The organism is Klebsiella sp. MISC125, from assembly GCF_051131775.1.
Lineage (GTDB): Bacteria > Pseudomonadota > Gammaproteobacteria > Enterobacterales > Enterobacteriaceae > Klebsiella.
The window spans coordinates 5,930,659-5,943,971 of sequence record NZ_CP180448.1 but is presented as its reverse complement, the minus strand read 5'-3'; the positions used below and the strand labels follow the sequence as shown (position 1 = coordinate 5,943,971).

Below are 13,313 nucleotides of genomic sequence, written 5' to 3'. Positions count from 1 at the left end.
GACGGCTGTGAACCCGTAGCCCGGCTCAGCGCAGCGCGAGCCGGGAGAACATATTTCCCGGAGGCGATGCTGCGCATCTGTCCGGGCTACAGATCCATGCAATCCGGTAGCCCGGACAGGCGCAACGCGCCGCCTCCGGGAATAACGCGGTGTTACAGCGATACGATATATTTGAGCATCACCCCGGCGGCAATCGCCGAGCCAATCACTCCGGCCACGTTCGGGCCCATCGCGTGCATCAGCAGGAAGTTCTGCGCATCCGACTCCAGGCCCACCTTGTTCGACACCCTGGCCGCCATCGGCACCGCCGAGACCCCGGCGGAACCAATCAGCGGGTTGATTTTGTTTTTACTGAACAGGTTCAGCAGCTTCGCCATCAGCACTCCGGCCGCCGTCCCGATACCGAATGCAATCACCCCCAGCACCAGAATGCCCAGCGTCTGCGGCTGCAGGAACTTGTCCGCCACCAGCTTCGCGCCCACCGACAGCCCGAGGAAAATGGTCACGATATTAATCAGACCGTTCTGCACCGTGTCGCTCAGACGCTCCACCACGCCGCTCTCGCGCATCAGGTTGCCGAAGCAGAACATCCCCAGCAGCGGGGCCGCGTCCGGCAGCAGCAGCGCCACCAGCAGCAACAGTACCGCCGGGAAGAGGATTTTTTCCCGCCTGCTCACCGTGCGCAGCTGCACCATGCGGATTTTCCGCTCCTTCTCTGTGGTCAGCAGCTTCATAATCGGCGGCTGGATTAACGGCACCAGCGCCATATACGAGTACGCCGCCACCGCGATGGCCCCCAGCAGCTCTGGTGCCAGCTTGCTGGCGAGGTAAATCGCCGTCGGGCCGTCCGCCCCGCCGATAATGCCTATCGCCGCCGCCTGCGGCAGGGTGAAGTGGATAAAGCCGAGGTAGTTCAGCCCCAGCGCCCCGAGCACCGTGGCGAAGATACCGAACTGCGCCGCCGCCCCCAGCAGCAGGGTGCGCGGGTTAGCCAGCAGCGGGCCGAAGTCGGTCATCGCTCCCACGCCCATAAAAATCACCAGCGGAGCAACCCCTGAGCCTATCGCCACCTGATAGAAAATCGCCAGTACGCCCGGCGTGTAGCCCATATCGGTAGCCAGACTCTCCATCTGGTGTTGCACCGACGGCAGCGCCAGCGCTAATGCTTCCTTGATGGCATGCACGTCCGGCAGACAGTTGAGCTTCGCGGCAATCACCGCCAGCTGTCCGGCATCGTGATGGGCCAGCAGGCTCTCCAGCGCGGTCATCGCCATCCCGGCCTCCGGGATATTCGACAGCAGGCCGCCGAAGCCAATCGGCAGCAGCAGCAGCGGCTCGAACTTCTTCGCGATGGCCAGCCACAGCAGCAGCAGGCTCACCAGCAGCATCAGCGCCTGGCCGATGCTAAGGTGCATCAGGCCCATGCCCTGAATCAGGGCGTTCAGACTTTCCATTTCCGTTCCTCTTCCTTACGCAAGCGTCATCAGGGTGTCGCCCACGGCGACCGCATCGCCGGACTTCACCGCGATACCGCGTACGGTCCCGGCCTGTGCGGCGCGGATTTCGGTTTCCATCTTCATGGCTTCCAGAATCAGCAGCACGTCGCCTTCCGCCACCGTCTGGCCCTCGGTGGCAATCACCTTCCAGATGGTGCCCGCCAGCGGCGCGGTCACCGGGGTGCCTGCGCCTGCCGGAGCGGCTACCGGAGCCGGTGCAACTGATGTGGTGGCAGTGAGCTGGCTGATATCGCCGCCGTCGCTGACCTTCACCACAAAGGCTTTACCTTCCACTTCCACGGTATAGACGCCGGAGGCGGCAGGTTTTTCTGCTTTTGCCACCGGCTGCGCGGCTTCCGCCTGCGGCACCGGCTCAAACGCCGCCGGGTTGTGGCGGTTCTCAAGGAACTTCAGGCCGATTTGCGGGAACAGGGCCACGGTCAGCACGTCGTCGATGGCGTTTTCCGCAAGCGTAATGCCCTTCTCCTGCGCCTGGCGCTTCACGTCGGCTTCCAACTGGGCCAGCTCCGGTTTCAGCAGGTCCGCCGGGCGGCAGGTCACCGGGGCAGCCCCTTCCAGCACACGGGCCTGCAATGCCGCATTCACCGGTACCGGAGTATGGCCGTATTCGCCCTTCAGAATGCCCGCCGTCTCTTTGGCGATGGTTTTGTAACGCTCGCCGGTCAGGACGTTGAGCACCGCCTGGGTGCCGACAATCTGCGAGGTCGGGGTGACCAGCGGGATAAAGCCGAGGTCCTCGCGCACGCGGGGGATTTCCGCCAGCACCTCATCCAGCCTGTCGGCGGCGTTCTGCTGCTTCAACTGGCCCTCGAGGTTGGTGAGCATCCCGCCCGGTACCTGGGCCACCAGAATGCGGCTGTCGTAGCCCTTCAGATGGCCTTCAAAGGCGTGGTACTTCTTGCGCACCTCACGGAAGTACGCCGCGATGCTCTCCAGCTTCAGAATATCCAGCCCGGTGTCATACTGTGTTCCGGCGAGAGTGGCGACCAGCGCCTCGGTGGCAGGATGACCGTAGGTGGCGCTCATCGAGGAGATGGCGGTGTCGACGCCGTCAACGCCCGCTTCGATGGCCTTCAGCAGGGCCATCTCCGCCATCCCGGTGGTGGCGTGGCAGTGCAGATGCAGGCGAACGTCGTGGCGTTTCTTGATTTCGCTCACCAGCTCAAAGGCGGCAGACGGGGTGAGGATGCCGGACATGTCCTTGATGGCGATGGAATCGACGCCGGTTTCCAGCAGCTGTTCGGTCAGGTCCAGCCAGGTCTGCAGCGTGTGCGCCGGGCTGGTGGTGTAACTCAGGGTCCCCTGGGCGTGCGCGCCGTGGCTGCGCACGGCTTGTAAAGCCGCCTTCATATTGCGCGGGTCGTTCATGGCGTCGAAGACGCGGAACACGTCCATGCCGTTTTTAACGGCGCGCTCAACGAAGCGCTCCACCACGTCATCGGCGTAGTGGCGGTAGCCGAGCAGGTTCTGGCCACGCAGCAGCATCTGCAGCGGGGTCTTCGGCATGGCCTTTTTCAGCTCGCGCAGGCGGACCCACGGGTCTTCGCCGAGAAAGCGGATGCAGGCGTCATAGGTGGCGCCGCCCCAGCATTCGAGGGAGCCGTAGCCGACGTCATCGAGCTGAGCGGCGATGGGCAGCATATCGTCAAGACGCAGGCGGGTGGCGAAAAGGGACTGGTGGGCGTCGCGCAGGACGACATCGGTAATGGCAACGGTCATGGAATGCTCCGTGAATTAAGGGTTAAGGCGGCGATGGTGGTGGATAGCGGCGGCAATCACCGGCTTTAAGCGGGCGAAGTCGTCAGCGGGCGCGGCGGCGGCGGGTGCCGCTTTGGGCGCCGGGGCCGGTTCAGGGAAGAAGCGGTTGACGGCGACGGACATGCCCTGGATGGCGAAAATCAGCAGGAACAGAAACGCCAGCACGAATCCCATGCCGAGGAACATCAGGGTGAAGCCTTCTTTTAGTAATAGTGCGTTATCAGTCATTGTATTTTCCTGGATGCGCAGCAGCGTCGCGTCAGAGGGAGAACAGTCGTTGGCATTTTGGATTTCCCTTCACCCTCGCAGGTGATGACCATTGCCCACTCTTCCGCCGGCGCTGCCGCGCAGATACAGAATTAAAGAGTTATCTGGAAAAGGGTGTTATTTGCTTTTTCCTTGTACTGACCCAGCTGATCGAAGTTCAGATAGCGGTAGGTGTCTGCCGCCGTCTTCTCTACCTGCGCAACATAGGTCTGGTACTCTTCCGGCGTCGGCAGCTTACCGATAAGCGCCGCGACTGCCGCCAGCTCCGCAGAAGCCAGGAAGACGTTCGCACCGGTACCTAAACGATTCGGGAAGTTACGGGTTGAGGTCGAAACGACCGTCGCACCGTCCGCTACGCGCGCCTGGTTACCCATGCACAGGGAGCAGCCTGGGATCTCGATACGCGCACCGCTCTTACCAAACACGCTGTAGTAGCCTTCTTCGGTCAACTGAGCCGCGTCCATACGAGTTGGCGGAGCCACCCACAGGCGGGTTGGCAACTGCCCTTTGTGGCTGTCCAGCAGCTTACCGGCAGCACGGAAGTGGCCGATGTTGGTCATGCAGGAACCGATAAACACTTCGTCGATCTTCTCGCCCTGCACATCGGACAGCAGGCGCGCATCGTCCGGATCGTTCGGCGCACACAGGATGGGCTCTTTAATGTCAGCCAGATCGATGTCGATCACCGCCGCATATTCGGCATCCGCATCGCCTTCCAGCAGTTCAGGTTCCGCCAGCCATTTTTCCATGCCCTGCACGCGACGTTCCAGGGTACGACGATCGCCGTAGCCTTCTGCGATCATCCACTTCAGCAGCACGATGTTGGAGGTCAGGTACTCAACGATCGGCTCTTTGTTCAGTTTGATGGTACAACCGGCAGCAGAACGTTCGGCGGAAGCATCGGTCAGTTCAAACGCCTGCTCGACTTTCAGATCCGGCAGACCCTCGATTTCCAGGATGCGGCCGGAGAAGATGTTTTTCTTACCTTTCTTCTCAACGGTCAGCAGGCCCTGGCGAATCGCGTACAGCGGGATCGCATGAACGAGGTCACGCAGGGTGATACCCGGCTGCATCTTGCCTTTGAAACGAACTAAAACGGATTCCGGCATATCCAGCGGCATCACGCCGGTCGCGGCAGCAAACGCCACCAGACCCGAGCCCGCCGGGAAGGAAATGCCAATCGGGAAACGGGTATGGGAGTCACCGCCGGTACCGACGGTATCCGGCAGCAGCATACGGTTCAGCCAGGAGTGGATAACGCCGTCGCCCGGACGCAGGGAGACACCGCCACGGTTCATAATGAAGTCTGGCAGCGTGTGGTGCGTGGTCACGTCAACCGGCTTCGGATACGCCGCCGTGTGGCAGAAGGACTGCATCACCAGGTCAGACGAGAAGCCCAGGCACGCCAGATCTTTCAGTTCATCACGGGTCATTGGACCGGTGGTGTCCTGAGAGCCGACGGAGGTCATCTTCGGCTCGCAGTAAGCACCCGGACGAATACCGGCCACGCCGCAGGCACGACCGACCATTTTCTGCGCCAGAGAGTAACCACGGCTACTTTCCGCAACGTCTTTCGCCTGACGGAAAACGTCGCTGTGCGGCAGACCCAGCGCCTCACGCGCTTTGGTGGTCAGGCCGCGACCGATAATCAGCGGAATACGGCCACCGGCACGCACTTCGTCAACCAGCACGTCGGTTTTCAGTTCGAAGTTAGCCAGCAGTTCGTTGGTTTCGTGGTTACGCACTTCACCTTTGAACGGATAAACGTCAATCACGTCACCCATGTTCAGTTTGTTGACGTCCACTTCAATCGGCAGCGCGCCCGCATCTTCCATGGTGTTGAAGAAGATAGGGGCAATTTTACCACCGAGGCACAGACCGCCGCCGCGCTTGTTCGGCACGTTCGGAATGTCATCGCCCATAAACCACAGCACCGAGTTGGTGGCCGATTTGCGGGAAGAACCGGTTCCCACCACGTCTCCAACGTAGGCCAGCGGAAAACCTTTCTGCTGTAACGCTTCGATCTGTTTGATCGGGCCAACAACGCCCGGCTGATCCGGGTCGATTCCTTCACGGGCGTTTTTCAGCATCGCCAGAGCGTGCAGCGGGATATCCGGGCGGGACCAGGCATCAGGGGCCGGAGACAGGTCATCGGTGTTGGTTTCACCGGTGACTTTAAAAACGGTGACGGTGATTTTGTCAGCCAGCTGCGGACGGTTCAGGAACCACTCGGCGTCGGCCCAGGATTGCATCACCTGTTTGGCATATTCATTGCCCGCTTTGGCTTTCTCTTCTACGTCGTAGAAGTTATCGAACATCAGCAGGGTATGGGACAGCGCTTTCGCGGCAATCGGCGCCAGTTTTGCGTCGTCCAGCGCATCAATCAGCGGATGAATGTTGTAACCGCCCTGCATGGTGCCCAGCAGTTCGATGGCTTTTTCAGGGGTAACCAGCGGGGAAGTCGCTTCGCCTTTGGCGATGGCGGCAAGGAATCCGGCTTTAACATAGGCGGCTTCGTCGACGCCCGGCGGTACGCGATTAATTAACAGATCTAACAGGAATTCTTCTTCGCCAGCAGGCGGATTCTTCAGCAGCTCAACCAGGCCGGCCATTTGGGTTGCATCTAAGGGTTTCGGTACAATCCCAACGGCTGCACGCTCAGCGACGTGCTTACGGTATTCTTCCAGCACAGTGATAATCCTTATTCTTGAGTAAAATGAGATAAAAACCAGGTCAGGATGAGTAAATCAGCGCTGCCGCCTGGGCTAAGGTTGCGGGAAATACAGAGGTCATCGAGCTGCTGCAACAGAGAGAGGTTCTCGGGCGAGCGGATCCCTCCGACGTTGAGCAACTGCTGCGCCTGACGCTGTAGCCAGCGCAGTCCCTTGCTTCCGCCACGCGACGCAACACAGGTATCGTCGTTGCGCGACATAATGAGCAGCAGGGTATTGAGCAGCGCCAGCTCCTCGCTTAGCCCTTCGCGTCGCAGCTGGCGATAGCGGGGTAGGGCGTGATCGATAACCAGCGGGTATCCCGCCTGTGCCTCACCGCGTGCGCCGGTTAAGCCGAGGGTGATAAACAGCCGCTGTCCGGCGGTCAGCGGCGTCCGCCCGTGAAGCTCAACCAGTTCGCGCTCGACAATACCGTGGCAAAACTCACTCACGGTGGCGGCCAGCGCGGCGGGCGCGAGCGGTTGCCCGTTTGCTTCATGACGCCCCAGCGCCGCGCAGAACAACCCGAGCGTAAAGATGGCCCCTTTATGGGTGTTGACGCCTCCCGTGGCGCGCAGCATTGCCGTTTCGCAACGTAAACCGATGGGCTTCAGGCGAGCCAGAACGCCGTCGGTATTGAGCGCCGCACTGGCGCTCCCCTCTTCGACAAACAGGTGTAGCTCGTTGGCGATGGCGTTAGCGCTGCACAGAAAATCAGGCAGCGCCATGTCCTGATGGGCACCGGTATTTCGCCCGTCAACCAGACCGGGTTTCGGCGTCAGCCGGGCTTCCGTCTGCATCGCCCGGCAGGCGAGCCTGGCGTAATAGCGGCTGAGGTAAGCCTGCGGCAGCTTTTCCTGACGCGCGACGGGCGCGCCCCAGGATTCGAGAGGCATCGGGCGCATCATTAGTCGCGGACCTGATAAACGACGTCGATCACCGAGCCATCCCGATAGCGCACGATGGCGATGGGTTTATCGGTAAAGGCGATCGGCTGCGGTTCATCCGTCAGCTGGCGTGCGCGGTCACAGAGCCATTCCACGGTAACGGTTTTTAGTCCTGCCGCCTGGAGACGCTGTGCCAGCTCGGGCCGCGCCGGGTTGACCGCCACGCCGTGGTCGGTCACCAGCACATCTACGCTGGAGCCTGGGGTGATGCGGGTCAGCACCTTATCGACCACGGTCGGAATGCGCCCGCGAACCAGCGGAGCGACGATAATCGACAGCGCCGAGCCGACCGCCGTGTCGCAGTGCCCGCCTGATGCGCCGCGCAGCACGCCGTCCGAGCCGGTCAGCACGTTGACGTTAAAGCCGGTATCGATTTCCAGCGCGCTCAGCACCACCACGTCCAGTTTGTTGACCGACGCGCCTTTGGAGCTGAAGTTGGCGTATTCGTTGGCGCTGATTTCAATATGATTCGGGTTACGCGCCAGCGAGCGCGCGGCGACGCTGTCAAAACCCTGTACGTCAAGCAGGCGACGGATGTAGCCCTCTTCGTGCAGACCAACGATGGTGGCGGTAATGCCGCCGAGGGCGAAATCGGCACGGATATTCTTGCGGCGCATTTTCTCGCCGAGGAAGCGCGTCACCGCCAGGGCCGCGCCGCCGGTACCGGTTTGCAGCGAGAAGCCTTCGCGGAAATAACCTGAAGCCTCAATGACCTGCGCGGCATTCTGTGCAATTTGCAGCTCGCGCGGGTTGGAGGTCATACGGGTCGCATCGGCGCCGATTTTTTCCGCATCGCCCACGCACTCTACCTGTACTACCAGGTCGACCTGATCCTGTCTGATGCTGGCCGGGTGGTGCGGGTAGGGCAGGATATCTTCCGTCAGCAGTATGACCTGGTCCGCGTGCTGTGCATCGACCATCGCGTAGCCCAGCGAGCCGCAGGTGGCGCTACCGGTATAGCCGTTGGCATTGCCCATATCATCGCAGGCCGGAACTCCGAGGAAGGCGACATCGATACTCAGCTCACCGCTTTTCACCAGGTGGGCACGACCGCCATGGGAGTGAATTTGCACCGGGTTCGCCATTAGCCCACGGGAAATCTCTTCCGCCAGCGGCCCGCGTAGCCCGGAGGTATAAATGTGGCTGACTACGCCATTGCGGATGTGGCCGACTAGCGGCGCGTGGCAGGCGCTCAGAGAGCTGGAGGCCAGGGTCAGGTTTTTAAAGCCCATTGCCGCCAGCTGGCCCATCACCAGGTTCAGCGTCAAGTCACCGCCGCGAAAGGCGTGATGGAAGGAGATAGTCATGCCGTCGCGCAGCCCGCTGCGGCGCACGGCCTCTTCCAGTGAAGCGCAGGTTTTAGCCCGGTGCTGCTGGCGCTGGGTTTGCTTGTCGGTGTCGGCAAATGGCGTCAGTTCACCAATGATCTGGGATAAGTCTTGAGTGTGGTTCATGGCGGTTTACTCCTCACGGACGCCGGAAAGTTCAGCGCGGGACAGCACCAGGTGGGCGCGAGCGATAATCGGACTGTCGATCATCTTGCCGTTGAGAGAGACGACCCCCAGGCCTTCGCGTTCTGCGGCTTCTGCCGCTTCAACCACGCGCCGTGCGTGATCGACATCTTTTTGCGTCGGGGCGTAGAGGTTATGCAGCAGGGTGATTTGTCGCGGGTTGACCAGCGATTTGCCGTCAAAGCCGAGCTGTTTGATGTGCGCGGCTTCGTGCAGAAAGCCCTCTTCGTTGTTGGCGTCGCTGTAGACCGTATCAAATGCCTGAATGCCCGCCGCGCGCGCCGCTTGCAGGATGGTGCAGCGGGCAAACAGCAGCTCGATACCGTCAGCAGAGCGTTCGGTACGGATATCGCGCACGTAATCTTCCGCCCCCAGCGCGATGCCGATTAAGCGCGGAGAAGCCAGAGCGATAGCTGGAGCCTGCAGAATGCCTTTTGCCGATTCAATCGCCGCCAGCATCCCGGTGCTGCCGGGCTTACGCCCGCATTCCTGTTCGATGCGGGCAATCTCTTTTTCCATCGCAATAACATCATCTGCGGTGTCGGTTTTCGGCAGACGGACGATATCGACCCCGGCGCGCACCACGGCCTCCAGGTCATCGATACCCCACTGCGAATCCAGGGCGTTAACGCGAACAATGGTCTCGATATCGCGGTACAACGGGTGCTGCAACGCGTGGTAAACCAGGCGGCGGGCAGCGTCTTTCTCACGCACGGCAACGGCGTCTTCAAGATCAAACATCAGCGCGTCGGCTGGGTAAATAAAGGCGTTGCTCAGCATGGCGGCGTTAGCGCCGGGGACGAACAACATGCTGCGGCGCAGGCGATTTTTACGTTCTGGCGTCATTATTTTTCCCCCCAACACAGCGTCAGCGCGCCCGCGCGCATCAGGGCAGTTTCCAGCCGTGCGCGCAGCACGCAGTCCAGCGCGCCTTTGTCATCAACGATCACGGCGACGCCGCGGATTGCGTGTTGTTGCAGTACCGCAGCCAGGGTGGCGCGAATGGCATCGCCAAACTGCTTCTGAACCGAGCTGGATATTTCAATTTCCGGCGGTTGCTCCGGGGTCAACGGTTCGATGCGAATCATCACATCGCTGGACTCCAGAGTCCCGGCAACGGCGGGGACTATCTGTTTCATAATGCTCCTGTGGGGGTCTTGGTCGTGTTCGCCAGGGCAGTGTTCTGCTGGCGTTTCAGATAACGTAGGGTGGCGTCAGGTACCAGCGGGGCGACCTCAGCTAAACGATTTTGCTGTAGCAGGCGGCGAACCCGGGATGCGGAAACGGGCGTGCCTTGCCATTGCAGCCGCGAAATTTCAACGAGCTCGACCGGCGCGAAGGGGAGCTCTGGCGTGCTTAACCAATGGCGCATGTCCTGGTTATAGCGCGCGGTGATTGGGCAGAAAGGTTCGTTCCCGACGATGCGGTGCGTGATACCCAATACCGGGGCGATATATTGGCGAAAAAGCGTGATATCGATTTGCGTGTAGCAGCGTTCAACCAGCGCCTGCTCTTTCAGGAAGTAGGCCGGAAACGTGGCGCGCGAAATCATATATTGCGAGCCGGGATGCACCGTCAGTTTCGCGATACCCTGCGTCGCGTCACGCACCAGTGCGAGGCGGTCGGCGAACGGAAACTGGGCGGCATCTTCGTTGACCAGAAACAGATGTAGCCAGTCAAAATGCGTCGCGGCATAGCGAATAAGATGCAGATGGCCGTTGGTAAAGGGATTGGCGTTCATCACGATGGCGGCAATACGCTTGCCGGGCTTACGCCATTGCGCCAGTTGTTGTAAATAACGTGTCAGGTGCGAGCCGCTATTTTCCATTAACACCATGCAGTCAGGAATAGAAACCAACGTGGTGAAACCGCAATGGCGAAATAGATGCTCGTTATGGCTACGGGTATAAACGAATAATGTGCTATTGCCGCCCTCTATGGCGATATTAATCAGTTCGGTGACCAGTTTGAGCAATACGCCCTGGCCGCGGAGCTGCGGGGAAATAGCGACGCATTTAATGATTTCGCCATCTACTCCGCCGCAGGCGACGATATTCCCCTGCTGGCGAAGTACCACGAAATCTGCAACGTGAGGGTCGATATCCAGATTATTAGCCTGAAGAAAACGAGCCACTTCGGCTATTTTGGCAGCGTTCTTGCTGTTCACTCTGCTCATTATCGTGGTGGCGTTCATTATCGACCCTCTTTTGCCTTAATTAAAAAAACATCATCATGATGGCGACGCTGATAAGCGCGAAAATGACGCACATCGGTACCGCTTTAAATAAAAGCGTGGGAAACAGTTCATTACGCTCCTTGTCCTCTGAGCATGAACCCAGCAGCAAACTGCCGCCGGAAGAGAACGGTGATATTGCCGTTGCCTGCGCGCCAATAACCGTGGCAGTAAACAGCACCATGGCGTTAATACCGGTGGAGGCCGCAATTGACGGAATAATCGGGAACAGGGCCGGACAGACGACGCCGAGGGTACTGCTGAAGAAAGACATCATGCCGCCGATAATTGCCAACGCGAAGGGAACAACGGTCGCAGGCAGGCTTGAACCTACCCAGCTCGCCAGCATATCGATGGTCCCGGCTTTGATGGCGATCTGAATCAGCATCCCGACGCCGCAGATCATGATCAGCGTATTCCACGGCACCAGGGCAATGGCTTTTTTCTCATCGCCAAGCTTGAGGAACAGAGAGATCACGGCAAACACAATCGAGACCAGGCCGACATCCACTCTGGCATTGATAAATTTGATGTTTGCGGAATCAGGCATGATGAGATGCATCACCGGGAACGCCAGAACCACCACCAGCATGGCAAAGATAAGCAGCAGGTTTAGCTTCTGTTTGCTATCGAACGCGTCCGGCTTTTCAACCTGCAATGAGCCGGTAATGCCTTGATTTCCGCGGTTGGTCAGGAAGATTAATAGTAAAATAACGACTATCGGTAAGAGGAAGGAAACCAGGAAAATAGATGACGCGTAAACAAAGGAGTTTGCGCTGTAGCCTGCGGTATCGATAAGCCCACGGAATACGACGCCGCTGGCGCTGGTCATAAAATTCGCCCCGCCCAGGGCGCCATAGTTGACGGCGACGGCGGCGACCAGCTTATTCATCCCCGTTTTACGGCACAGCAGCAGCGTCAACGGTGCGAAGAAAGCGAGAACGGTGAAGAAACCCGCCCCCAGGCTGGCGACAAAAGTAGCGGCAAAGTAAATGACCAATGGCAAAAATTTAGGAAAGTGGCGGCATAAGTAGAGCAAATGCATGGCCAGCTTTTCTAAGGTACCGTTAATTAACGCGAAGTTATAAAAAAGTGAAACGGCAAAAATAACAAAGAAAATACTGATCGGCCATGTTTTGATAACTTCCCCGGCCTTCATATCCAGCAGGAAACAACCTATAAGGTACGCGAATACAATTGCGAATAAACCGGTGTTTATTTTTGTGCGGTAACCTAACGCAATAGAGATCACAATAGAGAGTATTACTATCATGCTGATGTTCATGATAAGTCCTTTTACCGTGTTATCGGAAATGGGGCAGCAACCGAAAATAACGGCTTTGATATCGGTTTTTATTCATATATTTTGTGAATGGGAGTTCAACCCTTACCAAAATATATATTATTGTAATGATATATGCTGTGTTGTTTTGGGTTAATACTCAACCATTAATAAGTTCTATAACGCTTTGGCAAAAAATATTATCGCGTTGAGTATTTGTTAATTCCCAGTTATATATTTCATCTATTGCTTTCGTATAGGTCATACTGTCTTCGTAGCGCGTATGCGGCCAATCACTACCCCACATTAATCGTTCAGGACTAAAGTGTTTTAATAGTAGTGGAACTAGCATCTTCGTATTATCTGTCGGCTTTTTATCACTACCATTTCGATAGCTGGCAGAGATTTTTATCCATATTTTACCGGTTTCTGCATGATTGAGAAGATAAATGAAACCTGGATCTTTCTCTTTTTCAGCAGGCAGACCAAAGTGGTCGATCACAATTTTTACATCGGCGGCGAGCAGTACGCCAAGTAGGGGGACTAAATCCGCCACTGGGCGATGAAGTTCAATATGCCAGCCAAGCGCTTTTATATTACGCAGATGCTGCTGCCAGACCGATGTTGTTAAGTCTGGAAGATCCTGACCAATAAGATTCAAACGTACGCCGATAATGCCCTGCTGTTTAAGCGCTTCCATGGTATCAAATGGCGTATCAGGGTCGATAACCGCAACGCCGTAAAAACGCTCCGGCGACTGGCGAATTGCGTCCAGCATATAGCTATTATCGGTACCCAGAAAACTGGGCTGGATCAGAATCGCTTTATCGATATGGTGCTTATCCAGTTGCGCAAGGTATTGCGCTGGTGCTGCATCGTACTCCGGTACATAGCGGCAATGCTCTGCCAGCGGTAAACCGGTGGTAAAAACATGAGCATGAGTATCAAAATGCATCTAAATTTTATCCTTTTTCAGTGAGATAACGATAAAATGGCTGTTGCTGGCTCTGTAGAGAGCCTGAATGTCCACCTTTGAGTTGCGTAGTTGACTATACAACTTTGAGTTGACTATACAACCTGGCAAATA

At 57.9% G+C, this 13,313-nt stretch carries 11 protein-coding genes; all 11 read right to left on the bottom strand.

Annotated elements, in window-relative coordinates; translation table 11 throughout:
* Positions 1-152 precede the first annotated feature (152 nt).
* Positions 153-1,454 (bottom strand): oxaloacetate decarboxylase subunit beta, encoded by a 1,302-nt coding sequence (locus tag ACMYSL_RS27830; protein WP_434660783.1) that lies wholly within the window; start codon positions 1,452-1,454, stop codon positions 153-155.
* A gap of 15 nt (positions 1,455-1,469) precedes the next feature.
* Complete coding sequence (gene oadA / locus ACMYSL_RS27825) at positions 1,470-3,236, bottom strand: sodium-extruding oxaloacetate decarboxylase subunit alpha (RefSeq protein ID WP_434660781.1); 1,767 nt, start codon at positions 3,234-3,236, stop codon at positions 1,470-1,472.
* A gap of 15 nt (positions 3,237-3,251) precedes the next feature.
* Positions 3,252-3,503 carry an oxaloacetate decarboxylase subunit gamma gene (locus ACMYSL_RS27820; protein WP_434660779.1) on the bottom strand — a complete coding sequence of 84 codons (252 nt, stop codon included), beginning with the start codon at positions 3,501-3,503 and terminating at the stop codon, positions 3,252-3,254.
* Positions 3,504-3,634: 131 nt separating this feature from the next.
* On the bottom strand, positions 3,635-6,232 hold the full coding sequence (acnB, locus tag ACMYSL_RS27815; RefSeq protein WP_434660777.1) for a bifunctional aconitate hydratase 2/2-methylisocitrate dehydratase: 2,598 nt from the start codon (positions 6,230-6,232) through the stop codon (positions 3,635-3,637).
* Between the two features lie 11 nt (positions 6,233-6,243).
* On the bottom strand, positions 6,244-7,158 hold the full coding sequence (gene citG, locus ACMYSL_RS27810) for a triphosphoribosyl-dephospho-CoA synthase CitG (protein ID WP_434664297.1): 915 nt from the start codon (positions 7,156-7,158) through the stop codon (positions 6,244-6,246).
* Between the two features lie 2 nt (positions 7,159-7,160).
* The gene (citF, locus tag ACMYSL_RS27805) at positions 7,161-8,654 is read right to left on the bottom strand and encodes a citrate lyase subunit alpha (RefSeq protein WP_434660775.1); all 1,494 of its coding nucleotides are present in this window, start codon (positions 8,652-8,654) and stop codon (positions 7,161-7,163) included.
* Positions 8,655-8,660: 6 nt separating this feature from the next.
* Complete coding sequence (gene citE / locus ACMYSL_RS27800) at positions 8,661-9,557, bottom strand: citrate (pro-3S)-lyase subunit beta (protein ID WP_112217086.1); 897 nt, start codon at positions 9,555-9,557, stop codon at positions 8,661-8,663.
* Positions 9,557-9,850 carry a citrate lyase acyl carrier protein gene (gene citD / locus ACMYSL_RS27795; RefSeq protein ID WP_181484115.1) on the bottom strand — a complete coding sequence of 98 codons (294 nt, stop codon included), beginning with the start codon at positions 9,848-9,850 and terminating at the stop codon, positions 9,557-9,559. The genes citE and citD overlap by 1 nt, the downstream gene beginning before the upstream one ends.
* Positions 9,847-10,905 carry a [citrate (pro-3S)-lyase] ligase gene (gene citC / locus ACMYSL_RS27790; protein ID WP_434660772.1) on the bottom strand — a complete coding sequence of 353 codons (1,059 nt, stop codon included), beginning with the start codon at positions 10,903-10,905 and terminating at the stop codon, positions 9,847-9,849. The genes citD and citC overlap by 4 nt, the downstream gene beginning before the upstream one ends.
* Positions 10,906-10,927: 22 nt before the next feature.
* Complete coding sequence (locus ACMYSL_RS27785) at positions 10,928-12,229, bottom strand: SLC13 family permease (protein WP_434660770.1); 1,302 nt, start codon at positions 12,227-12,229, stop codon at positions 10,928-10,930.
* Between the two features lie 157 nt (positions 12,230-12,386).
* Positions 12,387-13,181 (bottom strand): amidohydrolase family protein, encoded by a 795-nt coding sequence (locus ACMYSL_RS27780; protein WP_434660768.1) that lies wholly within the window; start codon positions 13,179-13,181, stop codon positions 12,387-12,389.
* Between the last annotated feature and the right edge of the window lie 132 nt (positions 13,182-13,313).